The following is a 26,143-nucleotide window of genomic DNA, read 5'->3' on the forward strand; positions in this document are numbered from 1 at the left end:
AGCCTTTCTGCCAAGTCAGGGAGGTGTGGGGATCTACAGCGTGGAACTTTATCTTCAGGTCCGTTTGGCTTGCGCGGATGGCATGAGCCAACGGGCGGCGGCGAAGCGTTTCAATGTGTCGCGCGATACGGTGCGCAAGATGCTGTCATTTTCATCGCCACCGGGTTACCGGCGTCAGTCTGTACCGCAGCGCCCGAAGTTGGACGGGTTTGTGGCGATCATCGATGGATGGCTTGAAGGGGACCGCAGTGTCCCACGCAAGCAGCGCCATACGGCGAAGCGGGTATTTGACCGTTTGCGCACCGAGCATGGTTTCACCGGCGGCTATACGATCATCAAGGATTACATCCGCGAGCGCGAGCAGCGCAGCCGGGAAATGTTCGTGCCACTGGCGCACCCGGCGGGAGATGCGCAGGCCGATTTCGGGGAAGCTCTGGTGGAGATCGGCGGGGTCCTGCAGAAAGCCTACTTCTTCGCGCTCGATCTGCCGCACAGTGATGCCTGCTATGTGCGGGCCTATCCGGCGGCAGTGGCGGAGGCCTGGGTGGACGGTCACGTTCATGCCTTCGCGTTCTTCGGGGCGGTGCCGCGATCGATCGTCTACGACAACGACCGCTGTCTTGTGGCGAAGATCCTGCCAGACGGCACGCGCAAGCGTGCTACGCTGTTCAGCGCTTTCCTGTCGCATTACGTGATCCGCGACCGCTATGCCCGCCCGGGCAAGGGGAACGAGAAAGGCAATGTGGAAGGGCTGGTTGGTTACTGCCGCCGCAATTTCATGGTGCCGATCCCGAAGTTCCCGACCTGGGAGGCCTTCAACATGTGGCTGGAGGAGCAATGCCGCAAGCGCCAGCAGGACAAGGTGCGCGGACAGAGCGAGACGATCGGTGAGCGCTTGCAACGCGATCTCGCGGCCATGCAGCCTCTGCCCGCTACACCCTTCGAAGCCTGCGATCAGGCGGGCGGGCGGGTCTCCTCGCAATCCCTGGTGCGCTACAGGACCAACGATTATTCGGTTCCGGTGGCCTGGGGCCATCAGGAAGTCTGGATCAGGGCCTATGTCGATGAGGTGGTGGTCGGCTGCCGCAGCGAAGTCATCGCCCGTCATCCTCGTTGCTATGCCCGCGAGGAGGTTATCTTCAACCCGCTCCACTATCTCCCGCTGATCGAGCAGAAGATCAACGCATTCGACCAGGCCGCGCCTTTGCAGGGCTGGGATTTGCCCGAAGCGTTCACGACACTGCAGCGGCTGATGGAAGGGCGCATGCACAAACATGGCAGGCGCGAATATGTGCAAGTGCTGCGCCTGCTGGAAACGTTCGCCATCGCCGATCTCCAGGCGGCGGTGGAACAGGCCATCGCCCTTGGCGCCATCGGCTTCGATGCCGTCAAGCACCTCGTCCTGTGCCGGGTCGAACGCGTACCGCCCAGGCTCGACCTGGACGTCTATCCCTTCCTGCCACGCACAACGGTCGAGAAGACTTTTGCCAGAGCCTATCTGAGCCTGCTCTCCGACAGGCAGGAAGCCGCATGAGCGATCAGGCCCCGGAGCTTCTTCTCGCTCATCATCTCAAGGCACTCAAGTTGGCTCTGTTGCAAAGATTGTCCGCGAGCGAGTGAGATCCGCCGCTTCATGGCAATCAGGCGGCCGCGACCAAGTGTTGGTTGAGTAGTTCCATGGTCTCGGTCAGCGCTGACGGTCCAATGCCGAAAGCTCGCTCGACAAGACGCACCTCGCCCATGATCCCTGGTTGCTGGCACCACGGTCGGGCCTGTCCTTTGCGTAGGGCGCGCATGACCTCGAAGCCTTTGATCGTGGCGTAGGCTGTGGGCATCGATTTGAAACCACGGACGGGCTTGATCAATATCTTGAGCTTGCCATGATCAGCCTCGATCACATTGTTCAGGTATTTCACCTGCCGGTGTTCAGTTGCCGCCGCGAGCTTTCCTTCTCGTTTCAACTCAGCGATTGCGGCGCCGTAGCTTGGTGCCTTGTCGGTGTTGAGTTTCGTCGGCTTTTCCCAGTCCTTCAGACCGCGAAGGGCTTTTCCCAGAAAGCGCTTCGCAGCCTTGGCGCTGCGGGTCGGTGACAGGTAGAAATCAATCGTGTCGCCCCGCTTGTCGACCGCCCGATACAGGTAGGTCCATTTGCCCCGCACCTTGATGTAAGTCTCATCGAGGCGCCAGCTCGGATCAAAACCACGCCGCCAGAACCAGCGGAGTCGTTTCTCCATCTCTGGCGCGTAGCGCTGCACCCAACGATAGATAGTCGTATGATCGACATCGATCCCACGCTCAGCCAGCATTTCCGCGAGATCACGATAGCTGATGCCGTATCGACAATACCAGCGCACCGCCCATAGGATGACCTCTCCGGTGAAGTGCCGCCCCTTGAAATCGTTCATCGCAACCGATCCTGCCAATCCAGCAGCCCAATCTTGGCGAATGCGCCAGAGTTTGCAACAGAGCCCGACTGCAAGCACCTGCCGTCCGGCGTGTGGTAGCATTTGCGAAGAGGGATGATGGAATTGAGTTAAGAAGATCCTTTCTGGGCTTCAGAAGGGGGGCAAGCAAAGGGCCGTGTGGAGATCATCGCGCACTGGACGGGGCTGGAAGTTTTCAGATTCCGAGTAAGCAACGATCCCTGCCAAGGCTCTGAGGACGCTACTTTTCATGTCTCAATGAAATGTCGCAACGAGAGGGTCAGTCCGGCTCCCGTGGTCAGCGTCGGCCGAAGTTCTGCGATCCGTTCAGGTCCACGGGTGGGCAGATGGCTGTAAGGCAGGTTCGCAAGGCCCGAATTGGGCTGGCGAACGGCGGCTTTGCCGGCGGGAGGCGCTAAGCCGTCTACGTCAGCGTTAGGTTTTTCAGCCGGTTGTGATTTCTGTCCGACCAGTACTGCCGCGGACAATCAGTTCGACCGGGCATAGGATCGTGCTGTTTTCCAAGACATCAGGCGAAACGAGAATAGCCACGGCTTTGGCAGCGATATCGGCGATCGGCTGGCGCACGGTAGTAATGGCGGGCCAGCAGAGGCGGGCGGCTTCGCTGTCATCGAACCCTGCAACCGATAGCTGGCCCGGAACGGCGACACCGAGGTCCCGTGCGCCCGAAATCAATCCCGCAGCCAGTTCGTCGTTATAGGAAAAGATCGCCGCCGGGCGGTCGGGTCCGCCGAGCAGTTTCGCCGCCGCCGCGCGTCCAAGGTCCATACCGGAATGCAGACCGGGCCCCATCTCCCGCCTCAGGTTCTGCATTTCAAGGATCGTGATGTCGGACAGGTTGCCGCCGCTCTCGACGATTCCGGCGACGAAGCTGTCGCGGCGGATCGGGGAGGAGGCCTGATGCGGCAGGCCGGTGACGATACCCAAGCGGCGGTGCCCGAGCGACCAGAAGTGCTGCGCCACCGCGCGCGCGCCCGATGCGTGATCGGAGATGATCGCAGGTGCGCGCTCTATCTCCTTCGCGGGCGAAATGCGGACGTAGCGCACGCCGTCGGCGTCCAGCGCGTCGAGTAGGGGCAGATCGTCGCAGACCGGCGAAGGCAGGATCATGCCGTCGCATCGCAATGCTCGCAAGCCCCGGCGGTAAGTGTCGACGACCGTGGGCGCATGCATGTCGAACTCTTCAACGACCAGATTGTGGTCATGCTTTCGGCAGGCGCGGATCGCCGAATGGGTCAGTTCGCTGAAGAAGTGAGACAGGCCGGAGGTGGGGGTGAACAGGGCGATCAGGCTGGACCGCGATGTCGCGAGCGAACGGGCGGCCAGGTTCGGCCGATAGCCCAGTTGCCGCACCGCTTCCTCTACCCGCTCGCGTGTTTCGGGGCTGACGTGGGCGTCGCCGTTCACCACGCGCGACACAGTCTTACCGGATACGCCTACCCGTGCAGCTACGTCATCCAGCGTCACCGGCCGCATCTGCGCCTCCTAGCCTCATACAACCACGGCGCTACGCGCCGCCTGGCGATGTTGTCCATAGAAAAAATATCAGCCGGCAATGTATTTTCTACTTCTTTGGTAGACAATGTGCAGCTAACTGATGTCAGCGCTGACATGGGGGCGGTGCATGGCGCCATGTCGCGCACAAATCTTCCCCCTCAGCTTTGCCGACCGGACGAACCGGAGGTTTGAGCCTTCCCACGTGGAGGGCCGCGAATCCGAGATTTCGTCAGAGGGGCAAAGACATGAAGTCGACCTTGAGTTCGATTGTGGCATTGAGCGTAGGAAGTCTGGCGGCGGCGCCGGCCTTCGCGCAAGTACAGGTAGCCGATAGCGCGGCACTGGCGGCCGATGCGCCGGCGGAAGAGGCAATCGTCGTTACCGGCATCCGCGCCGGCCTTGATCGCTCGCTAGGCGTCAAGCGCAATGCCGACAGCGTGGTCGATGCGATCAGCGCCGACGATGTAGGGCATTTCCCGGACGTCAACATTGCCGAATCCGTTCAGCGCATCAGCGGCGTGCAGATCAACCGGGTACGCGGTGAGGGGCGCAGCGTGAACATTCGTGGCCTGCCCTCCAACTTCACGCAGACGACGCTGAACGGCCGCGTTCTGCCCAATGCCAGCGGCGATTCCGCTGGAAGCCGCACGTTCGACTTTTCCATCCTTCCGCCCGAATTCGTGCGGACCCTGTCGGTCTACAAATCGCCGACGGCCGATCTGGAGGAAGGCGGTCTGGCGGGCACTGTCGACGTTCGCACGCCGCGTCCGTTCGATATCGGCAAGCGGGTCTTTTCCGCCGCCGCGCAGGCCGAATATGAGACCAATTCCGGCAAGGCATCGCCGCGCCTGTCTGCCTTCTATTCGGACACGTTCGCCGATGACCGGCTCGGCATCTCGCTGGGTGTCTCCTACAACCGCCGCCAGCCGCAGACCCAAAGCGCCAGCGCCAGCTATACGACGGCCAAGGAAGGCAGCGGCGTTGCGCCGGCCGATCTCAATGGCGATGGCGTGATCGACAAGAACCTGACTGTCCGTTTCCCCAACCAGATCAACTACTACCAGTATGACGAGGATAATCAGCGGCTTGCGGCAATCGGATCGCTGCAGTTCCGTGCGTCGGACGCGCTGACCTTTTCGCTCGACGGTTTCTACACCCGCCTCAAGGTGCAGGCGATAACCAACGAATTCCTTCAGATCTTCGCCAACGCCCGCAACGTCGTTAGCGCGACGACCGAGGTTATCGACGGGCTGCCAACGGTGACGCAGATGCGCGTGACCGACCTTGACATGCGCGGCGGCGGCCGGTTCGAGGATCGCGTCAGCAACACGTACTCGCTGGTCGGCGGTGCACAGTACGATGCCGATGGCTGGACCGCCTCGCTCGACGGGTCCTATGCCTCCTCTAAGCAGCATCTGAACAACCTGAACATTGCCGATATCGCCACGGGCGAGGGCGAGTTCATCTCGAACCCCGGCGATACGCTGTGGTCGATGAACTATTACAATGGTTTCGATACGGCTCGGCTCGATCCGAACAGCTACCGGGTGGCCAGCATCAACGGATCGTTTGGCCGCCACAGCTCGGACCGGTTGTGGGACATCAAGGGCAATGTGCGGCGCGAGTTCGGCGATCAGGGGCTCACCGCCTTCCAGAGCGGCTTCCACTACAGCGACCGCAAGATTTATCAGGACAACAATTCGCTGACCATTCAGGCGGCCGGGGTTTCGAACCTCTATGCCGCGTTGACCGGTTCGCCGCTGGGCGCCGGCCCGATCGCCGGTTCCTACAGTGCCGCGCCCTTCATGCAGCTGATCACGGCGGGGAAGGGCAGCTATCTTGGCAGCTACGGCGGGGGCGCGAATTTCGCGACGAGTTGGCTGGCGTCCGACACCCGGTCGTTCATCTCCAACTTTTCCGATGATGAGCTGATCGCGGCCGGCACGTACACCAATGATGCCACCGGCATTACCGATGTTCAGGAACGCGTATTTGCAGGCTATGCGCGCGGCGATTTCGTGTTCGGCCAATTGTCCGGCAATGTCGGCTTCCGCGTAGTGCAGACGCGGCAGGCGACCGTTGGTGTCAGCCCGGATCTGACCGCCATCACTGTCGAGCCCGATGCTGGCAATGTCACCCGCGTGCCCGCCTCTGCTCCGATCACGGTGAAACGCGACTATTGGGATTTCCTCCCCGCGCTGAACCTCAAATGGCAGGCGACGGACGATCTGCTGTTCCGTTTCTCGGCCTCGCGCACGATGACCCGGCCCAATCTCAGCCAGATCTCACCCACGACCACCGCCAGCGGAACGGCGCGGACGATTACGCAGAACAATCCCGACCTCGACCCGTTCCGCGCAAACAATCTGGATGCCACGGTGGAATGGTATTTCGGCAAGGATTCGCTGATCGGCAGTTCGCTGTTCTACAAGGATCTGAAGTCGCTGATCCGCAATCAGACCACCGTCCAGGCGGTGCCGGTGACCTTCGTCTATTCGAACGGCACACGGGTGAGTTCCGATCTGGATTTCACCGTGAGCAAGCTGGTCAATGGCTCCGGCGTCACGGTCAAGGGTTTCGAAGTCTATTACCAGCAGGCGTTCCGCTTCCTGCCCGCGCCGTTCGACGGGCTGGGGGCCGTGCTGAACTACACCTATATCGACAACAGCGATCCGACCCAGCTGACTGGCGCGTCCAAGCACAATTACAACGCGACCGGTTACTACGAGAAGGGCCCGATCGGCATCCGCCTGTCCTACTCCTGGCGCAGCGGCTTCCTTTCGAGCGCGGCGGTCGTGCCGGCGATGAGCCAGTATACACGCGCATACGGCACGCTCGACGGCAGCATAAATCTGCAGCTGAGCGATCGATTCTCGCTCGTGCTGGAAGCGGTTAACATTCTCGATACCGATGAGCGGGTCCGCTACACCAACGGACTGCCGGCGTCCTATCTGGATGCAGGCAAGCGCATCTTCGGCGGCATCCGGTTCGCGATGTGAGCCGGCGGATGAGCGGATCACGCAAGCTCGCGCGCCGTGCCTTCCTGCTGGAAGGCGCGGCTACCGGCGCCCTGTTAGTGGCCACATCGCGCGGTTCCGCGCTGCCCGTGCCGCGGCGCCGGCCGAACATCGTTCTGGTGCTGCTCGATGATTTCGGGATCGGCGACGCGCAAATCTACAACCCTTGGTCGGCGATCCCGACGCCGAATATCGACCGACTGGCGGCGCAGGGCATGCGCTTTGCAGACATGCACGCCTCCTCCGCGGTCTGTACGCCAAGCCGCTACTCGATCCTCAACGGCCGCTATTGCTGGCGCTCGCGCCTCAAGTCCGGCGTGCTGGACGGCAGCGGCACCGACCTGATCGAGGAAGGCCGCCTTACGCTGCCGGGCCTGCTGCAAAAGGCAGGTTACCGCACCGCCGGGATCGGCAAATGGCACCTCGGCCTGGGATCGGGCGAGGCTACCGATTACGGCAAACCGTTGCGCCCCGGGCCGATCGATCATGGCTTCGACAGCTATTTCGGCATTCCCTCCTCGCTCGACTTTCCGCCCTATCTCTACTTTGAGAACGATCATGTGGTGGAGGCGCCGAGCGGCCACACCGAAGGCAGCAAAGAACCGCGCGGCGTGTTCTGGCGCGCAGGCGGTATCGCGCCGCACTTCCGCATGGAGGAGGTGGTGCCGACACTCACTGCCAGGGCCGTGGACTATGTGAAGGTAGCGAAGAGGGACAAGCCCTTCTTCCTCTACTTCCCCCTGCCGTCGCCGCATACGCCTTGGGTGCCGCTGCCCGAATACAAGGGCACCTCGAACGCCGGCGATTACGGAGACTACGTCGTCGAAACCGATGCCATGATCGGCCGCTTGCTCGATGCGATCGATGCGCGTCCGGACGGAGACGATACGATCGTGATCGTCACCAGCGACAATGGTGCCGACTGGAAGCCGGAGGATGCAGCCCGCTTCGCCCATCGCGCCAATGCCGACTGGCGCGGCGAGAAGGCCGACGCTTGGGAAGCGGGCCACCGCATACCCTTCGTCATTCGCTGGCCCGGCCACATCGCGCCCGGCACGGTAAGCCGGGAGACGGGATCGCTGACCGACATCATGGCGACCGTCGCCGGCGCGCTCGACCTGTCGCTTCCTGACGATGCGGCCGAGGACAGCTTCAACCTGTTACCCGCGTTGCAACAGACCGGGCATGCGCCGATCCGGCCCAATATCGTCGACCATTCGCTGGAAGGGATGTTCACCATCCGCGAGGGCAACTGGAAGCTTGTGCTGGGCTTGGGATCGGGCGGTTTCAGCGCGCCCAAATCGGTTGCACCCGCGGCTGGCGGACCGAAGGGGCAATTGTACGATCTGGATGCCGACCCGCGCGAAGAGCGCAATCTTTACGATGCCCATCCAGAGATCGTGGCCCGCCTCTCGGCCACGCTCACCGAACTTCAGCAATCGGGCCGCAGCCACCCACGCCGGGGCATCTGACACGCTGGGCGGTTCCGCCCGACCGCAAGCACTATAAGGAGACAGTATATGAAGGGATGGAAGATCGCACTTGGCGGCCTTGCGCTTGCCGGCTTGATGGGGGCCAGCGCGCTGACGCCGGTCGCCGCCAAGGCGCCAGCACGGGTACCCGCACCTGCACGGGCAGAGGGCAGGCCCAACATCGTTCTCATCGTTCTGGACGACACCGGCTTTTCCGATCTTGGCGCATTCGGCTCGGAAATCCGCACGCCCAATATCGACGCACTGGCGCAGGCCGGCCTGCGCTACAACCGGTTCGACAGCAAGGCGATCTGCTCCTCCAGCCGCGCGGCCTTGTTGACCGGGCGGAACAACCAGACGGTGGGCATGGAGGATCTTGCCTCCAACGCAGCGCAGCCCGATCCCGCGATCAATCCCTCGCAGCGCGGTGAATTGCCGCGCAATGCCGAAACCATTGCGCAGGCCTTGGAAAGCGCGGGCTATTCGACCTGGGCGGTCGGCAAATGGCATCTGGCGCCGAAGTACGATGAAGCGCCGGGCCATGACAAAGGCAGTTGGCCATTGCAGCGCGGCTTCCAGCATTTCTACGGCTTCCTGAGCGGCTGGACAGATCAGTACAAGCCTGATCTGGTGCAGGATAACGCCCATATTCCAACGCCGAACGCCCCCGGCTATCTGCTCGCCCCCGACCTGATCGATCACGCCATCGCCGCGTTCGATACGGACAAGGCCTCGGGCAGCGGCAAGCCCAGTTTTGTCTATGTGGCGCTGGGCACTGCCCATGCACCGATCCAGGCGCCCAAGTCCTACATCGATGCCTATGGCGATACTTATGCCAAGGGTTGGGATGCCATCCGCGCAGAGCGCTTCGCCAGGCAGAAGAAACTGGGCATCATCCCGGCGGACACGGTGCTGCCGCCGATCAATCCGGGCGATCGCCCGTGGTCGTCGCTCAGCGATCAGGAAAAGACGGTTTTCGCACGCTTCATGGCGACTTACGCGGGGTTCATCACCCATGCGGACGACCAGATCGGCAGGCTGGTTGCACATCTCAAGCAGACCGGCCAATATGACAATACGCTGTTCGTCGTCCTCTCCGACAATGGTGCCGCACCTGAAGCCGGGCAGAACGGCGGGTTCTGGAGACCTTACGATCCCAGCACGTCAGTCGCGGAGATGGCTCAAAATCTCGACAAACTCGGCGGTCCCGACACCCAGTCCCTCTACCAGCGGCCCTGGGCTATGGCGGGGGTCACGCCATTCCGCCGCTACAAGTTGTGGCCCTATGCAGGCGGGATCCGCACGCCCCTCATCGTCTCGTGGGCGAAGGGCATCAAGGCGCAAGGAGTGGTGCGAGGGCAGCATATCGATGCCGTCGATGTTGGCCCGACCCTGCTCGACGTTGCAGGGACGGAATTTCATCCCTCGGTGAACGGCGTGGAGCAATTGCCCGTGGCAGGCCATTCCTTCCGGGCGTCCTTCACTTCGGCAAAAGCGGGCGGCCGGGACGTGCAATTCTTCGAATTACGGGGCAATCGCGCGATTACCGCCGCCGATTGGAAAGCGATCGCGATGCATAGCTATGGCACCAGCTTCGATGAGGATCGTTGGGCTCTTTTCAACGTGGCGAAGGACTTTTCAGAAAGCCAGGACCTGTCCGCGAAATATCCCGAAAAGCTGAAGGAACTGCAGGCGCTCTGGTGGAACGAGGCGCGCAAATACAGCAATCCACCCTTGGCCGAACCTGCACCGCAACTGCGTCGCTTCCGCCAGTTTGACGACGACTTGCCGGCCCAGCCGCAGCAGCCATGATCCGCACGGTCAGACAGCTGGCATCAGCGGGTGCCGGCTGTCTGCATATTTGGCGCTGGACTCTTTGCGAGAAAATCGCCGCGCGTGGCTGAACCAATGGCAAGTTTCAGTACATCACTCTTGCGTCAGCAGCGGCCGCTATGGGGGCGATTGCCGTCCTGCCAAGGTGATCGAATACGCCTGTCTGCTTGGGGCAGATACGGTCGGAAAGGCGAGAACGAGTTTCGCGCCTTTCCGTGTGGATGTGATCGAGTCCGGCTGCGGCCACCTCAAGCCGCTGATATTGAATTCGACTGAGCGATCGCCTTCAAAACCAGAGCGCTCGGCTTGGGAGACCGCTTGAACGTAACCGGATCGACGCTGGCAAGCCCGAAGGCGCCGTGGCCGATGCCAGCGCCCCACTCGTAATTGTCCATCAGCGTCCAATGGATATAGCCCTGTACCGGAACGCCTTCGGCGATCGCCTTGTGGAGCTCTCCCAGCCCATCGCGAATGAGGTTGACGCGGATCGTATCGTCGTCGGTTCCGACACCGTGCTCGGTTATCAAGACCGGCTTGCCGGTTGCTTGATGGGCGTATCGGGCGGCACCGGCCAAGGACGGAGCATAAACTTCGGCGCCGCGGAAATTGCGCGGCGTCCCATCCGGGGCGGGAAGGCGCCCATCCTTGCCCCACAGGATCCGTTCGTAATTCTGGATCGCGACGAAATCGTCGTCGCGCGCCACGGCCAGCCAGTCTCCATAAAGTTCGGCCCGCATCCGGTCTCGGATCGAATTCGGGCCGACGGGCTGGTCGTCGGCGATCGACAGTGTGAAGCCGACGGGAAGATCGGGGCGCACTGCCTTGATCGCGGCGCGCGCACTTTTGTGGCCCTTGATCATCGCGGCGGTCAGGGCGGGGACGTCCTCCGGCAAGACGGTATTGGCCACGAGATAGCGCGGTACGCCCGCAGCCTTTGCGGCTGCCGCCAGATTGGCGCGCAAGCCTGCCATGAACTGCGGGGGCAGAACGAAGGGTAGCAGGCGGGGCAGGTTCGGCTCGTTCAAGGTCGTCGCGACGGCGATGCCGCCTGCCAGATGCTTGGCCGCCCGTTCGCAGAAACGGGTGAACAGGTCGCTTGCATCGGGATGCAGCCATCCGCCCTGAGCGGCGAACCAGCGCGGCGTCGTATAATGATTGAAGGAAACCACCGGTGAAATACCGCGTTCCCGGCAGCCATCGATGATGGCCTTGTAATGGTCCAGCATGGCACGCGAGAACATTCCCGGTTCCGGCTCGATGCGTGGCCACTCAAGGCTGAAGCGAAAGGCGTTGAGCCCCATGCTTTTCACAAGGTCAAGGTCGTCTCGCCAAAGCTCGAAGCTGTTGACAGCATCCCCCGACGGCGCGCCGGTGATGGTGGGCTTCACATTCTCGAGAAGCCATTGGTCGGAATTCGTGTTGTTGCCCTCGTTCTGGTGGCCGGCGGTAGCCGCGCCCCACAGGAAGCCGGAAGGGAAACTGGCCGATCCTGGCAAGGCTCGCTTCTGCGCGGGAGCGGCGACCGCCTTTCCGACAAGCGTGGGCGCTGCGGCGAACGCGGCAGCACCGGCGATGAGTGAACGTCGGTCGATCATAGAGAGTCCTTGTTGAAGAGGCGGGCAGGCACGCCCAGTCATGAAATCGGACAGGCGGTTGTTCAGGAGCTTATGCAGCCGAATGAAGCCTGAAACGCGCCGCCATGTCCCTGAATGTCAGCCCCGCATCGAGGTAAGTGTAAACCCGCATTGGACGTCCACCCGAACGTTCTTCATAGCTTCCGTTGTCGAGCAGCCTTGGCGTTGGCAGCAACCTGTACCGGCTTGAAGTGGCGTCTGGCTGCATTGGCGGAACCAGCGCGGTCAATGTTACCAACGGACTGTCGCCAAGAACGTAGGCGTCGGTCATGGCCACTGGCGGCACGCCGGGTATCTTGGCAAACATCTCTGGTATCGCATCGACCCTGGCCTTCAGATAGGCCCCCAGACGGCTCTGCGCGCCGAGTTCTTCAAGCTCGGCCGTGCTGAACAGCATCTGGCTGTAAGCATCCGAGGGCACTTGCCAGATCTCGATATCGGACTCGTTGAACAGCACTTGCGCGGCTATCGGATCGATCGAGAAGTTGAATTCCGGTTCGCTGGGTTTGGCCCCCGGATTTCCAAAACCCGCATGCGTGTTGCCGCCGATCCAGATCAACTTCACGCGGCGACCGATACGCGGTTCAGACAGCCAAGCCAGCGCGAGATCGGTCAGCCCTGCGCCGGCCGCGTAAATCAGCGGCTCCTTAGCGTCATCCCGCATCGCCTCGCGGACGATGGCTTCCGACGCTGCGCTGGGTTTCCAGGTCGTGCGTGACGGGATCGGCGTCTCGGATCCAGCCATGACGTTAAACTTGTCGGCAAGGCTCATGATTTGGAGAACTTCGTCCACCCGCGCAGTCGCATCCCGGGCGTCGTGCCCACTGCCGAACCTGGCGGGAAGATGCGATCCCACGATGAGAGGAATCTTGACCGATGAACACAGCACATGGTGGGCAAGTTGAAACAACCCATCCGGATCGCCGGCGAAGTCGTTGTCGAGGATTACCCGCGCCAAGGCAGGTTGCTTGCCGAATGCACTTGCGGGCATGGCGAGAGCGCTAGCGAGCACCATCGTCGACCCGACAAAGCTTCGGCGACCCATTTTATGGGGCAATCCACCTCTCCTGTTTGTTTTCTCGCGTTTTGTCACCCATTCAAAACATCATGTAAAATAGGTATTTTTTGCATAAGCATAGGCTCTGCCTATGCCTGACGTACGAAACTGGGAACACTCGACTCCGGACCTGTAGCCAAATCGAATGGCCGGTTTTTGGATTGGCTGACAACGCCCTCAACGTCTGCGAAGGGGGCGAACGCGGCCGGAATGATTGTCGGAATTGCGCGAAGCTTCCGCCATTAGCGTAATGAAACCGTCTGCGTGCGATGCATCGAGGCCTCCGCAGAACTCTGGTCGCCAATGCGTAGCTGTGCTGTTATCGCTTCATCCCCGCATCCTGAGCCAGGCTCTGCGGCCTTGCGTGTTACGTTCACTCGCGAGGATGGGTTACTTCGGACGTAGATTGGGGTGCTTGAAAGATGTCATTCGACAGGGGAAATCGCGGCCATGGGCGCGATCGGTTCGGCGGTGGTGATGATCGTTGGGGCGGCGGCGGCGATCGCTTTGGGGGTGGCGGCCAGCGTGGTGGCTTCGGTGGATCCCGAGGCGGCGGTTTTGGCGGTGGCGGTTCGCGGGGCGGCCCAGGGCAAGTCGTCGGCCAGGGCCGGGGGACGGTCAAGTTCTTCAATTCGGACAAGGGCTTCGGCTTTATCCAGCTTGAAGACGGCGGCGACGACGCATTCGTGCACATCAGTGCCGTGCAATCCGCCGGCCTCGAAACACTCGCTGAAGGCCAGCAGTTGGAATTCCAGCTGGTTGAGCGAGGCGGCAAGGTCTCCGCGTCTGAGCTGACCATCGTCGGTGAGATCATCGTGGCCGAACGCCGTGAGCGCGCTCCGGCTTCGAACCAGCGTCAATCGACTGGTGAGAAGGCTACAGGCACGGTCAAGTTCTTCAACGGCACCAAAGGTTTCGGTTTCATTGTGCGCGATGACGGCCAGCCTGATGCGTTTGTTCACATCAGTGCCGTTGAGCGTTCCGGTCTGCATGGCCTTTCGGAAGGCGACCAGCTCGAATTCGAGATCGAGATCGATCGCCGCGGCAAGGCATCTGCTGTAAATCTGATCCAGCGCTGATGGATCCGGCCATGGCTGCCGCAGGTGGCCATGGCCTCAGTTCCGGCTGCCCCCGATCGCATGGCGATCGGCAGCGGAAGGTACCGAAGCCCCTGATCCAGGCCGCCCTCCACCGGTTGCCTTCAAGGACATTGCTTTGCCCCCTTCAGTCGTATGGACGGAACATCCTGCTCCGGGACCAGCTTCCTTCTGGAAATGACGTCCGACCACATTACATAAAGCCCCAACCAGAAGTGTTCATCGCTGTCTGTGAAACTGCCCGTTCAGTGTCACCATCAGGCTGATGCCCTCGAAACCCAGGCTTGTCCTGACGGAATGATCGTCATGAAAATGCCTTAGATGACAATGGATTGCATGATTAACGACGATCGCAGCGGCGACAACGACTCTCCTCTTCTCGATATGGACAAGGGTTCCGTTCAGCGCTTCATCGCGCGTGCCAAGAAGCAGGGCGTCATCTCGGTCAAGGAGTTGAATGCCGCCCTGCCGCAGGACCAGATGACCGCCGATCAGATCGAGGACATCATGGCCGCGATCTCGGAAATGGGCGTCAAGATCATCGAGAACGACGACGATGACGATGAGGACGGCGAGCAGGAAGACGGTGTGGACGCCGCCGACGGTCGCGACGATGACTCCGATTTGGAATCCGAATTAGACGAAGGCAATTCGCGGCGTCGGCCCGGTGAGAACCGCAAGGCGGACACGGCAGGACGTTCCGACGACCCGGTGCGGTTGTACCTGCAGGAAATGGGATCCGCCGAGATGCTCAGCCGCGAGGGTGAAGCGGCCATTGCCAAGCGCATCGAAGCCGGCCGGGACATGATGATTATCGGGCTGTGCGAAAGCCCCATGACCTTCCATGCGATCATCGGTTGGTCCCAGGCACTCAACAACGGCGAGATGCAGCTTCGCGAGATCCTCGATCTCGACGCGATGCTCTCCAAGGATCCGCAGCCCGAAAATCTGGGCGAGGACGGTGAAGGCGACGGCGAGATTTCCGCGGCCATCGCAGGGCCTTCCTTCAAGGACGATGACGATTCCGGCGAGGACAACTCGGAGGAAGTCGACGAGGATGGCAATCCGATCCCCAAGCGCAAGGTCGAGGACGATGAAGAGGACCACACCCTCTCCCTCGGCCAGATGGAAGCCGCACTGACGCCGGAAGCGCTGGAAAAGTTCGCGCTCATTACTGAACTGTTCCGCACCTTCGAAGAGGTGCAGGCCCAGCGGCTCGACGCTCTGGCGCTGGGTATCGATTTCCCGGCCGCCAAGGAAGAACGGTACCATTCGCTGCGCGAGGAACTGACAGCGCAAGTGGAATCGGTGCAATTCCACGCGGCCAAGATCGAGTATCTGGTCGACAACCTCTATTCGTTCAATCGGCGCCTGACGGCGCTAAGCGGGCAGATGCTACGTCTGGCCGAACGTCACAAGGTCAAGCGCGCCGATTTCTTGGAAGCCTACACGGGCCGCGAACTGGACGACGCCTGGGTCGCCGAAGTGGCTAAGACGGACAAGAAGTGGGCAGCTTTCGCGCAAAACGAGGCAGAACCTGCCGAGCGCATCCGATTGGAGATATCGGACATCGCCGCGTCCACCGGCATGGCACTGTCCGAGTTCCGCCGTATCGTGAACATGGTCCAGAAGGCGGAGCGTGAAGCACGCATCGCCAAAAAGGAAATGGTCGAGGCGAACCTGCGCCTGGTGATCTCGATCGCCAAGAAATACACGAACCGCGGCCTGCAGTTCCTGGACCTCATCCAGGAAGGCAACATCGGCCTGATGAAGGCGGTCGACAAATTTCAGTACCGTCGCGGCTATAAGTTCTCGACTTATGCCACCTGGTGGATTCGCCAGGCGATCACGCGTTCGATCGCTGACCAGGCCCGCACGATCCGTATCCCGGTGCATATGATCGAGACGATCAACAAGCTGGTCCGCACCAGTCGCCAGTTCCTTCACGAGCAGGGCCGCGAGCCAACGCCGGAAGAAATGGCCGAGCGTTTGTCTGTCAACCGGCGCGCAAAACTGACCCCCTATCGGCGCCCAATATTGACCCCACCTTTCGGTAGTCTGGCGGTTATCCCGGTAGTCGATAGGAGGGGCCCACGGACGACGACGCGCACCGTCAGGTGTGCTGGCGGCGGCGTCCGTGGGAGGTCCCTGTTGACCCACCGGGTTAACCGCCGGGGATGGGGGTCCGGGGGAAGGGGTTTTCGGCTCAGTTCCGGTTTTTGAACCGCCAGCTGTCATTGCCCGTCTCGATGATGTCGCAGTGGTGCGTGATGCGATCGAGAAGAGCGGTGGTCATCTTGGGGTCGTGGAAGACGCTCGGCCATTCGCCGAAGGCGAGATTGGTCGTGATAATGACCGAGGTCTTTTCGTAGAGCTTGCTGATCAGGTGGAAGAGCATCTGGCCACCGGACCGGGCGAACGGCAGGTAGCCGAGCTCGTCAAGCACCACGAGATCAAGCCGCGAGAGTTGGGTGGCAAGGCTGCCGGCCTTGCCCAGGCGAGCCTCTTCCTCAAGCCGGTTCACCAGATCGACCGTATTGAAGTATCGGCCTCTGGCACCGGCGCGCACCACTGCGGCGGTGATGGCGAGAGCCAGATGAGTCTTGCCCGTGCCTGTTCCGCCGATCAGCACGATATTGCGCCGTTCCGGCAGGAACGAGCCCGTATGAAGCGAGCGGATCAGTCCTTCGTTGATCGGCGTGCCATCGAACATGAACCCATCCAGGTCCTTGATCGCCGGAAGCTTGGCTGCGGTCATGCGATAACGGATCGATGCCGCATCCCGGTGCGCCGTCTCCGCACGCAACAGGTCGCCCAACATCTCCATGACCGTTCTGTCTCGGCGGATGCCGTTGGTGACGGCATCATCGAAGGCCGCCACCATGCCCTTGAGCCCCAGCCCCTTGAGGGCGGCCATGATCTCATGCCGCTGCATCGAGGTCTCGCACGGTATCGTAGCGGCCGCAGTTCGCCTCTGGCGGATGCTTGAGCTTCAGGTTGACGACGACGTCCATAGCCTGGGCATCATGAGGCTCGCGGCGACGGGACAGGATGTTGAGGATGATCTCGTCGCTGATAGTACCGGCGCTGAGTGCCTCGCGCACTGCGGCCTCGACAGCCTCCAGGCCATCTTCGGGGACAGCGGCGAGGACGCGTACAAAGCGCCGGTCGGCATCGTCGCCCTTGCCCAACTTACGCCGCAATTGGGCCAGTGCAGGTGGGAGAGCCCAGTCCTGGAAGGGAGCACCATTGCGCAACGCACCGGGCTTGCGGGCGAGGATGGGCAGGTAGTGCCATGGATCGAAGATTGTCTGGTTCCGGCCGAAGACCCGTTCGTGTTCGGCCACGACAGCGCCGTCGCAGCGGATCACGATGCGCGTTGCATAGGCCCGCACCTGCACAGCCTGATGGGCCGCCTTTGCCATCACCGAGTACCGATTGCGATCGAAGCTCACGAGGCACGTCGAACTGGCTACGTGTTCGCTCTCGAAGAACCCGTCGAAGGGAACCGGTAGCGGTTGCAGCATCGGCCGCTCCACCTCCAGCGCCTGCGCGATCGTCATGCCTTCCTGGTCAGGATGCTGGTTGCGTTCCGCCCAGCGCCGGCACTCGGCTTCCAGCCAGATGTTCAGTTCCTCGAGGCTGGCAAAGCGCAGGCGCGGCTTGAACAGGCGCTCCCTACTGGTCTGAACCTGGTTCTCGACCTGACCCTTCTCCCACCCTGCGGCAGGACTACAGGCCACCGGCTCAACGCGATAGTGGTCCGTCATGATCAGAAACCGCCGGTTGAACAGGCGTTCCTTGCCGGTGAACACCGTCGTCACCGCCGTCTTCATATTGTCGTAGATGCCGCGCGTCGGAATCCCACCGAAGAAGGCAAAGGCGCGGGCATGTGCGTCGAACACCATCTCTTGCGTCTCGCGAGGATAGGCACGGACAAATGGTGCCCGTGACCAGCAAAACCGCATATGCGCGACCTTCACGCGCATTGGCTTGCCGGCGATCTCGACGTCCTCATGGCTCCAGTCGAACTGGTAAGCCTCGCCGGGCCGGTACATCAACGGGATGAACGCCTTGGTCATATCGCCGGCGTCAACGCGACGCTCACGCTTCCAGCGTGCAGCATAGCGCCGCACAGCGTCATAAGAGCCGCCAAACCCTTCGCGCTGAAGCAGATCATGGATCCGCGTCATGCGAAGCCGGTCACGCCGGGGCAGCCCTTCGTTCTCTTCAAGCAGTTCTTCCAGGCGAGTGCTGAAAGGGCCGGTCTGCGGCCGATGCTGTTCCTTGCGCTCGTAACTGGCATCCGCGTTCGGCGCCCGGATCGCCTTGCGCACCGTGTTGCGCGACAGCCGCAAATCCCGCGCTATCGCCTTGATCGGCTTACCGTCCCGGTGCTCCCGACGGATCCTCGTAATCGTCTCCACAACCAACATCCCTGTACCCGCCGTCCGGAACCGAAACGGCGGCGCTTCTCACAATGAGATGAAGGGGGTCAATTTTAGACGCCGATCACCCCGCTAAGGGGGTCAATTTTGCACGCCGCTCCACAGGTCATCGGCGTAGTGGTCCATATCGTTGCCGTCCCACGGCTGGCTCGAACGACCATGGCCGCGGCGGTCGTGGGCGACGACGCGATAACCTTGATTGGCGAGGAAGAAGGACGCGCTTTCCCAGCTATCGGAGCTCAGGGGCCAGCCGTGGCTGAGTGTGACGACCTGTCCGTTGCGGGGACCCCAGTCCTTATAATACAGGGAGACGCCGTCCTTCGTGGTGATTGTGTTCATTGTAACCACTCCTTTTAGTGCTTGGGGGGGGATTTTGGGGGCGGGGGCGGCAAAGGCCGGTCCCGCAAGACCAACTGCGGCTGCGACACCGATCACGGATGTTGCCGCCAACATTTCGCGGCGATCCATGCGGGCAAATTTCTCATCTGGCATACGAAGTCCCTTCCTGTTGCTAGGTTCTCTTGATGGGAGGCGGAGGTGCGGCGTTGGACCGGCGACCCGAAGGCGCGAGATCGCATTGGCATCGTCGATCGGCCGGTTCGTTCGCAGGCACCTTGAGGCTGCAGCACCGAGCCTGAGCCGATACGAGTTCAGTGTCCGGCATTCGGAATCCGAGACCAAAGATCACTATGAACATCGGCCCAGGCCTCCGTCACATCACTGCTTGTCCTGGGTGGCCGAGTACGCCGCCAATGCAGCCGCAACGCCCTCGCCGTACTCGGAGTCGGCCTTTCGGCAGTTCTCGATGTGGCGCTGCTGGATATCGCTTGGAGCGTCGTAGATTGATCGGGCGGTGTTCTCGAACAGGGCCTGGCGCTGCTCACGATTCATCAGGCGGAACAAATTGCCGGGCTGTTCCCAATGATCTTCGTCTACCCGGTGATCCCAATGGGCCGCGACGCCGTCCAGCTCGAGGGCAGGCTCCTCAAGGCCTGGAGCGACGTCCCACACGCCCGCGCTATTGGGGAAATATGTCTTGGTTGCGCCCAGATTCCCATCGGTTCGCATGGCGCCATCTCGGTGGTAGCTCTGGAACGGGCAGCGAGGGGCATTCACGGGGATGTGATTGAAGTTCACGCCCAGCCTGTAACGCTGCGCATCTCCATAGGAAAACAGGCGTGCCTGGAGCATCCGGTCTGGAGAAAAGCCGATGCCGGGAACAATGTTCGCCGGCGAGAAGGCAACCTGTTCAGTCTCGGCGAAGAAGTTGTCCGGGTTTCGGTTGAGCTCGAGAGTTCCCACGGGATGGAGGGGATACTCCCCCTTCGGCCAGACCTTGGTAACGTCAAAAGGATTGTGCCGGTGCGTCCTGGCTTGATCGTCGGTCATGATCTGGATGCTGAGGTCCCACTGCGGGAAATCGCCCTTCTCGATGGACTGAAACAAGTCCCGGCCATTGCTTTCCCGGTCCGCAGCGACCACTGCCCCAGCTTCGGCATCGGTGAGGTTCTTGATCCCCTGTCGGGTGCGGAAGTGAAACTTGACCCACACGCGCTCGTTGTCAGCATTGATCATGCTCAGGGTGTGACTGCCGAAGCCATGCATATGGCGGAAACTTGCCGGAATGCCTCGATCCGACATAATGATCGTGACCTGATGAAGTGCTTCGGGTAACAGCGACCAGAAATCCCAGTTGTTCTCGGCCGAGCGAAAGCCGCTGCGGGGGTCGCGCTTCACCGCGTGGTTGAGATCGGGGAACCGAAGCGGATCGCGGAAGAAGAACACAGGTGTGTTATTGCCGACGAGATCCCAGTTGCCTTCCTCGGTGTAGAACTTGATCGCGAAGCCTCGGATATCGCGCTCGGCGTCAGCGGCGCCACGCTCTCCGGCGACAGTGGAAAATCGCATGAACACCTCGGTCTTCTTGCCGACTTCGGAGAAGATTTTGGCACGGGTGAGCGCTGTGACATCATGCGTAACCGTAAAGGTACCGTGCGCGCCCCAGCCTTTGGCGTGCATTCGCCGCTCAGGGATTACCTCGCGATCGAAATGGGCGAGCTTCTCGATGAGCCACACGTTCTGAAGGAGAGCAGGACCCCGAGGGCCGGCAGTCATGATGTTCAGGTTGTCCGTAACGGGAGCGCCTGCGGCGTTGGTAAGCGTCTTGTTGGAAGTCATCTTCGCTCCATTCCCAAAGCGTGTTCGGGTGAAATATTGCGCCTTGGAGCGTAGGTTTGGGCATGGTCGGAGATCGACTGGGTTGAGGGCGGATGGAGGGCATACGGAAGAATAGGCTAACCCATCGGCCTTGGCGGCAGCATTAGCCCCCAAGCCTAGGTAAGAAGCCATCAACGATCGGTCTGGATAGGAGCTTGCGCCGGTTTAGGGAGATTCTTGAGCTCGACGCTCAATATCCGGCATACGGCCTGAGCCGACGTCGGCACCTGCGTCGGCTGCCCAGCAAACATGCGCGGGCACCAATGCACCTATCGAAAAGGCGGAAAAACCTACACCTCGGGATGGTTACATAAGTCTCCCGGATATGGCCTGATATGAGCTGCAGGATCTGCGTGCCGCAAGAGGGGAGGCTAGGATGCGAAAGCTGATACACAATAGCCCTCAGCCGATGATCTGCTTGTGCCAACTACCCGTCAGTGAGGTCACGTACTGAAATGGAAGCACCGTCCGTTGATCAGCCTTGGTGGACGCTCGATATTTCCGGCGTTCGCCCACTCGTGGACAGAATAGGCGCGACGAAGAATGCTCCGGATTGGGCAGAGCAGATTCTCGCCGCGACAAAGGTAGTATGTTGATTGCCACTGAGATGTGACCCAGGGTTTCCATTGAGAATTGACCCGGGTGGGTATGGGTTATGTGCTGCCGTATCCTGGCAGGTTCAAGATGCTGGCTTCTCCTTTCTGGCTTTTGGCGCAGCGGTGCTGGCACGGAAGCGGAAGCTGTCGTTTCCGGTTTCCAGGATGTGGCAGTGGTGGGTTAGCCGATCGAGCAACGCGGTGGTCATCTTGGCATCGCCGAACACGCCAGCCCATTCGCTGAAGCTTAGGTTGGTGGTGATGACGACGCTGGTGCGCTCGTACAGCTTGCTGAGCAGATGGAAGAGCATGGCTCCGCCCGATGGGCTGAAGGGCAGATAACCCAGCTCGTCGAGGATGAGCAGGTCGAGACGTAGCAGGCGTTCTGCCAGCTGGCCGGATCGGTTCATGGTCTTTTCCTGCTCAAGCGCATTGACCAAATCGACCGTGGAGAAGAAGCGGACCTTCTTGCGGTGATGCTCGACGGCCTGGACGCCCAGCGCAGTTGCGATATGGCTCTTGCCGGTTCCGGGCCCGCCAATCAGCACGACATTGTCGGCGTTTTCCATGAAGTCGCCCTGATGAAGCTGGCGGACGAGGGCTTCGTTGATCTCGCTGGCAGCAAAGTCGAAGCCAGCCAGATCCTTATAGGCCGGGAAGCGGGCCGCCTTGATTTGATAGGCGATGGACCTGACCTCGCGTTCGGCCATCTCTGCCTTCAGGAGTCCAGCGAGCATCGGCACGGCAGCATCGAAGGCAGGCGCGCCCTGCTCGATCAGTTCGTCGGCGGCCTGAGCCATGCCGAACATCTTGAGGCTGCGCAGCATGACGACGACCGCGGCGCTGGCGGGGTCATGACGCATGGCGGATATCCCTCAGCCTGTCATAGCGAACGACATTGGCCTCGGGCTCCTGCGTCAGGCGCAGGGCTTGAGGCGCATCGATCGGCGAAGCTGGAGGCGCCTTGCCGTCGATGAGGCGATGTAACACGTTGAGAACGTGAGTCTTGGTGGCGACACCGGCCCCCAAAGCCAACTCGACCGCGCTCAACACAGCCTGTTCGTCGTGATGCAGAACGAGAGAAAGTATCTCGACCATCTCCCTGTCGCCACCAGGGCGCTTGAGCAGATGGCCCTGTAACTGCCGGAAGGCTTCGGGCATCTCGAGGAAGGGAGCGCCATTACGCAAGGCGCCGGGCTTGCGCTGGATTACCGCCAGATAATGCCGCCAGTCATAGATTGTGCGTCCCGGCTTGTGATGAGAGCGCTCGATGAGCCGGGCATGTTCGCACACGATCTGGCCTTCGGCCGCTATGACCAGACGATCAGGGTAGATCCGCAGGCTGACCGGTCGGTTCGCGAAGGAGGCAGGTACCGAGTAGCGGTTGCGGTCAAAGGCGATGAGGCAGGTCGGCGACACGCGCTTGATCTGCTCGACAAAGCCATCGAAGGGCCGGCCCAGCGGCATCAGGCAGGAAACTTCCTCGGCATGCGCATCGGCCACCGTGCCGGGCATGACGCCATGCTGGATATCGCTCCATTGGACGATGCATTGCTCTTCCAGCCAGGCGTTCAGCTCAGCCAGGCCAGGGAAACTGGGCATCGGTTGCCACAACCGGCGCCGAGCGTCCTGGACGTTCTTCTCGACCTGACCCTTCTCCCAACCAGAAGCCGGATTGCAGAAATCCGTCTCGAACAGATAGTGGCTGGCCATGGCGGCAAATCTTGCGTTGACCTGCCGCGCCTTCCCGGTCCCGATCTTGTCGACAGCGGTCCTCATATTATCGAAGATCCCACGCTGGGGCACGCCGCCCAGCACTCGGAACGCCTGCGTCAGCGCGTCGAACAGCATCTCATGGGTCTGGAGCAGATAGGCGCGGACGATGAAGGCGCGGCTATGCGCCAGTTTGGTATGAGCGACCTGCAGCTTCGTGGGCTTGCCATCCAGTACGGCATAGTCCTCGCTCCAGTCGAACTGGAACGCCTCGCCAGGCTGGAAAACCAGGGGCACGAATGTTCCACGCCCGCTGGTCTGCTGCTCATATTGCAGCTCGGTCCGCCATCGTCGGGCAAAAGCGGCAACCCGGTTATAAGAGCCATCGTATCCCAGCTCGACCAGATCAGCATGCAACTGCTTGGCAGTCCGCCTTTGTTTACGGGACTTCTTGGATTCCACTCGCAACCAGGCCGTCAGCTTCTCGGCGTAAGGGTCGAGCTTGCTCGGCCGGATCGGAACCTTGAAGCTCGGCTCAATCGCGTCAGAACGCAGATATTTGCGGATGGTATTGCGGGACAGGCCGGTCCGCCTCTTGATCTCCCGAATGGAGATCTTCTGCCGGAAATGCCACCGGCGGATCACACTGAGTAAGTCCATGTCGATCACTCCACGACCCTCCGACTGGCAGCCGGAGGCGAGGGAAACATGGGTCAATTCTCAATGGTAATTTATACGCCCCCCGGGTCACATCTCAGTGGCAATCAACAGCGATGGGTCTCAATCTCGTCGAGGTTTCTCGTTGCCCAAGCTCCAAGCTCCATCACTGGCTCGGAAAGTGAATTCCCCAGCGTAGTCAGCGCATATTCGACCTGCGGAGGGATCGTCGGATGGACCGTGCGCGTCACCAGGCCGTCTCGCTCGAGCGCCTTCAACGTCCGGGTGAGCATCTGCTGAGAAATGCCGGTTACCGCGCGCTTGATCTCGTTGAAGCGCTTCGGCGAACTGAGGAGGGTTATGACGATCAACACCGTCCACTTGTTGCCAATCAGATTGATGACATCGATGAATCGGTGATGATCGGTGTCAGTTTCCGGAAGGCGGCGTACCGACATCTGATGCTATTCTCCAATGACCCTATTGGCCTGAGGACGATGAGGCCCGACGAGGAAGGCTGCCATAATCAGGAATGGCAGCTCCCGCGAAGGCCGCAGATCTCCGGCGACGAGGAAACCCGAGCCGGACCGCGCATCGGCCCATGAGTCTTCCCGAATACCGGGTGCAAGTCGCCGCCGTTGGCGAACCCCGTTTGTGGCTCGCGAAGCGAGGGATGTCATGCTCATGAATAGGGCAGGGAGAGCTCGATGCTTGGATAGCCATCACTGAGCTTTGGGATGATATCATCCACCCCCCAGCGCGTGGCACACGGGTTATTTCCCATCTTGCTGAGAGCAATTCCAATGCGCAAGGCTTGGCTAGCCGCCGCCCTTCTTCTCGTGACCGTGTCTCCCACGACCGCCATGGCTTCGCCGCCGACGGCAGATGCCAAGGCTGCAATTCAAGACGGCAAGATCGAAATCAATGGCGTCCAGTATCACTATCTGATCGCCCACGGCCGCGGCGAGCCGATCGTTCTTCTCCATGGCTGGGGCGAGACCTCCTACATGTGGCGCTACGTTATGCCTGCGCTCATTGCGCGTGGGCACACGGTTATCGCTCCTGACATTAGGGGGTTGGGGGACACCGGACGGCCCGCGGATGGGTATGAAAAGGCAAATGTGGCCCGGGACGTTCATGCGCTGGTTGCAGCACTCGGACTGGGGGCACGTGTTACCATGGTGGGGCACGACATAGGCGGAATGATCGCTTACGCCTATGCCGCGCAATATCGGAGTGACGTCTCGCGTCTCGTGATCATGGATGTGCCTCTTCCAGGCGTAGACCCCTGGAAAGAGATATCGGCGACGCCGCGGACATGGCACTTCAAATTCTTCGGCGTGCGTGACCTTCCCGAGATGCTGATCACGGGGCAGGAAGGTGAATTCATTCGCTGGTTCAGGAACGTCGAGGCTGTGAACACCAGCGCACTGACACCGGAATCGGAAGACTATTACGCGGTCGCTTATGCGCGGCCGGGCGCGCTGCGAGGTGGCTTCGAGTATTACCGCGCCTTCGCGCAGGACGAGCTTGATAATCGCGAATTTTCGAAGAAACCGCTGGCTATTCCCGTGCTGGGGGTCGGGGCATCCGGGGGGCTTGGTGAAACCATCGGTATCCTCCTGCGTAATGTCGCAACGGATGTGAAGACGGTAACGATCACCGACAGCGGGCATTGGGTCGCGGAGGAACAACCGCAACAGGTCATTGCGGCTGTTTCCGCTTTTATTCCGGCTCCAGTGGCGCGGTAAAGCGCCAATCCCGCGCCGTGAATTACGGGTTTGAGCCTGCTTGCAATGGGGATTGGGTGATGGCGCCGTCGAACGGAAATGCTCGCGAGATGGCCCCGCATTTTTGGCTAGGTCTCAGCCATCGGTGCTGATTCCATCCTTTGCCTCACTGCGCGTACGTTCAGTGACTGACGGCACCGGGGTCTTGTCAGGAATGAGCCATATGCCGACTTCCTCGTCATCATTTTGTACCATCACGATTTGACCGTGGAGGCCCGCGATTTTGACGTCGCAACTCGCGAAATTGTAGGACTTCCCACCCCCGGAGTAACGGTGGAGATCGAAAGACGACACTGTCCGATCGATCTGCAATGTGGTTCGGGCCATGATGTGATCCAATTGCCAGATTTTCCCGAGATCGTCCTTCATGGTCCATCCAGGACAGTTCATGCGAAGCGAGACAGGGATCAGCTTCCCGATTTTATCATCGACATCGTCCGGTAGCGGAACAAGATTTGAAACCATCTGTACGATTTGATCTTGGCTCACGGTGGCGCCGGTCACGTCATGCACTGCTCCGACGGTCTCGGGAGCCTCAAGCTCGAACATCAACCGAAGGTCTACGTGGCCGAAATTCTTGGTGTATCCGAACACGCAGGTCGGAATTGGAAGCCAGTCGAAGGCCCCCGCATCCTCGAGGCTCATGCATAGGATGCCGCAAGCATCCGCCT

At 61.0% G+C, this 26,143-nt stretch carries 18 protein-coding genes and 1 pseudogene; 7 read left to right on the forward strand and 12 right to left on the reverse strand.

The window, feature by feature from the left end; genetic code table 11:
- Nucleotides 1-40: 40 nt before the first annotated feature.
- On the forward strand, nucleotides 41-1,534 hold the full coding sequence (istA, locus tag DM450_RS19315; protein WP_142633904.1) for an IS21 family transposase: 1,494 nt from the start codon (nucleotides 41-43) through the stop codon (nucleotides 1,532-1,534).
- A gap of 106 nt (nucleotides 1,535-1,640) precedes the next feature.
- Here the strand turns inward: istA (DM450_RS19315) and DM450_RS19320 are convergent, their stop codons facing one another.
- On the reverse strand, nucleotides 1,641-2,405 hold the full coding sequence (locus DM450_RS19320; protein ID WP_142638304.1) for an IS6 family transposase: 765 nt from the start codon (nucleotides 2,403-2,405) through the stop codon (nucleotides 1,641-1,643).
- A 462-nt stretch (nucleotides 2,406-2,867) separates the two neighbouring features.
- A complete protein-coding gene (locus DM450_RS19325) occupies nucleotides 2,868-3,920 on the reverse strand; it encodes a LacI family DNA-binding transcriptional regulator (protein WP_142638306.1) in 1,053 nt (350 codons plus the stop codon).
- Nucleotides 3,921-4,186: 266 nt separating this feature from the next.
- Between DM450_RS19325 and DM450_RS19330 the strand changes: the two genes are divergently transcribed.
- The 3 genes from DM450_RS19330 to DM450_RS19340 are packed head-to-tail and all read left to right on the forward strand — an operon-like array spanning nucleotide 4,187 to nucleotide 10,242.
- Nucleotides 4,187-6,940: a TonB-dependent receptor gene (locus DM450_RS19330; protein ID WP_142638308.1), complete on the forward strand. Its 2,754-nt coding sequence runs from the start codon at nucleotides 4,187-4,189 to the stop codon at nucleotides 6,938-6,940.
- An 8-nt stretch (nucleotides 6,941-6,948) separates the two neighbouring features.
- Nucleotides 6,949-8,430: a sulfatase-like hydrolase/transferase gene (locus DM450_RS19335; RefSeq protein WP_142638310.1), complete on the forward strand. Its 1,482-nt coding sequence runs from the start codon at nucleotides 6,949-6,951 to the stop codon at nucleotides 8,428-8,430.
- 48 nt (nucleotides 8,431-8,478) lie between these two features.
- Nucleotides 8,479-10,242 (forward strand): arylsulfatase, encoded by a 1,764-nt coding sequence (locus DM450_RS19340; RefSeq protein ID WP_260610580.1) that lies wholly within the window; start codon nucleotides 8,479-8,481, stop codon nucleotides 10,240-10,242.
- Between the two features lie 269 nt (nucleotides 10,243-10,511).
- Here the strand turns inward: DM450_RS19340 and DM450_RS19345 are convergent, their stop codons facing one another.
- Both DM450_RS19345 and DM450_RS19350 read right to left on the reverse strand, forming a co-directional pair.
- The gene (locus DM450_RS19345; protein WP_142638312.1) at nucleotides 10,512-11,858 is read right to left on the reverse strand and encodes a family 1 glycosylhydrolase; all 1,347 of its coding nucleotides are present in this window, start codon (nucleotides 11,856-11,858) and stop codon (nucleotides 10,512-10,514) included.
- 70 nt (nucleotides 11,859-11,928) lie between these two features.
- Nucleotides 11,929-12,942, reverse strand: a complete 1,014-nt coding sequence (locus DM450_RS19350) for a nucleoside hydrolase (protein ID WP_142638314.1) — start codon at nucleotides 12,940-12,942, stop codon at nucleotides 11,929-11,931.
- Between the two features lie 434 nt (nucleotides 12,943-13,376).
- Here DM450_RS19350 and DM450_RS26490 point away from each other — a divergent pair, with 434 nt between their 5' ends.
- Both DM450_RS26490 and rpoD read left to right on the forward strand, forming a co-directional pair.
- On the forward strand, nucleotides 13,377-14,033 hold the full coding sequence (locus DM450_RS26490) for a cold-shock protein (protein ID WP_142638316.1): 657 nt from the start codon (nucleotides 13,377-13,379) through the stop codon (nucleotides 14,031-14,033).
- Nucleotides 14,034-14,387: 354 nt separating this feature from the next.
- Nucleotides 14,388-16,274: an RNA polymerase sigma factor RpoD gene (gene rpoD, locus DM450_RS19360; protein WP_260610582.1), complete on the forward strand. Its 1,887-nt coding sequence runs from the start codon at nucleotides 14,388-14,390 to the stop codon at nucleotides 16,272-16,274.
- Here rpoD and istB (DM450_RS19365) read toward each other — a convergent pair.
- The 7 genes and pseudogenes from istB (DM450_RS19365) to DM450_RS19395 form a co-directional block, all read right to left on the reverse strand.
- Nucleotides 16,258-16,986 (reverse strand): IS21-like element ISSsp4 family helper ATPase IstB, encoded by a 729-nt coding sequence (gene istB, locus DM450_RS19365; protein ID WP_013831348.1) that lies wholly within the window; start codon nucleotides 16,984-16,986, stop codon nucleotides 16,258-16,260. The two genes, rpoD and istB (DM450_RS19365), sit on opposite strands and share 17 nt — an antisense overlap.
- Complete coding sequence (gene istA, locus DM450_RS19370) at nucleotides 16,973-18,487, reverse strand: IS21 family transposase (RefSeq protein WP_142632652.1); 1,515 nt, start codon at nucleotides 18,485-18,487, stop codon at nucleotides 16,973-16,975. The genes istB (DM450_RS19365) and istA (DM450_RS19370) overlap by 14 nt, the downstream gene beginning before the upstream one ends.
- Before the next feature lie 114 nt (nucleotides 18,488-18,601).
- Nucleotides 18,602-18,838, reverse strand: a pseudogene (locus DM450_RS19375) (alpha/beta fold hydrolase); the annotation flags it as partial.
- Nucleotides 18,839-19,216: 378 nt separating this feature from the next.
- Complete coding sequence (locus DM450_RS19380) at nucleotides 19,217-20,677, reverse strand: catalase (RefSeq protein ID WP_142638318.1); 1,461 nt, start codon at nucleotides 20,675-20,677, stop codon at nucleotides 19,217-19,219.
- 718 nt (nucleotides 20,678-21,395) lie between these two features.
- On the reverse strand, nucleotides 21,396-22,175 hold the full coding sequence (istB, locus tag DM450_RS19385; RefSeq protein ID WP_132470100.1) for an IS21-like element helper ATPase IstB: 780 nt from the start codon (nucleotides 22,173-22,175) through the stop codon (nucleotides 21,396-21,398).
- Nucleotides 22,165-23,685: an IS21 family transposase gene (gene istA, locus DM450_RS19390; RefSeq protein ID WP_142637815.1), complete on the reverse strand. Its 1,521-nt coding sequence runs from the start codon at nucleotides 23,683-23,685 to the stop codon at nucleotides 22,165-22,167. Before istA (DM450_RS19390) ends, istB (DM450_RS19385) begins: the two co-directional genes overlap by 11 nt.
- A gap of 104 nt (nucleotides 23,686-23,789) precedes the next feature.
- Nucleotides 23,790-24,140 carry a winged helix-turn-helix transcriptional regulator gene (locus DM450_RS19395; protein ID WP_142638320.1) on the reverse strand — a complete coding sequence of 117 codons (351 nt, stop codon included), beginning with the start codon at nucleotides 24,138-24,140 and terminating at the stop codon, nucleotides 23,790-23,792.
- Between the two features lie 345 nt (nucleotides 24,141-24,485).
- Between DM450_RS19395 and DM450_RS19400 the strand changes: the two genes are divergently transcribed.
- Entirely contained in the window at nucleotides 24,486-25,433 is a 948-nt protein-coding gene (locus DM450_RS19400) for an alpha/beta fold hydrolase (RefSeq protein WP_142638322.1), read from the forward strand.
- Between the two features lie 114 nt (nucleotides 25,434-25,547).
- Here DM450_RS19400 and DM450_RS26335 read toward each other — a convergent pair whose 3' ends face one another.
- Entirely contained in the window at nucleotides 25,548-26,117 is a 570-nt protein-coding gene (locus DM450_RS26335; protein ID WP_260610583.1) for a hypothetical protein, read from the reverse strand.
- Between the last annotated feature and the right edge of the window lie 26 nt (nucleotides 26,118-26,143).

The organism is Sphingomonas sp. IC081, assembly GCF_006874585.1.
In the GTDB taxonomy this organism is placed as follows: Bacteria; Pseudomonadota; Alphaproteobacteria; order Sphingomonadales; family Sphingomonadaceae; genus Novosphingobium.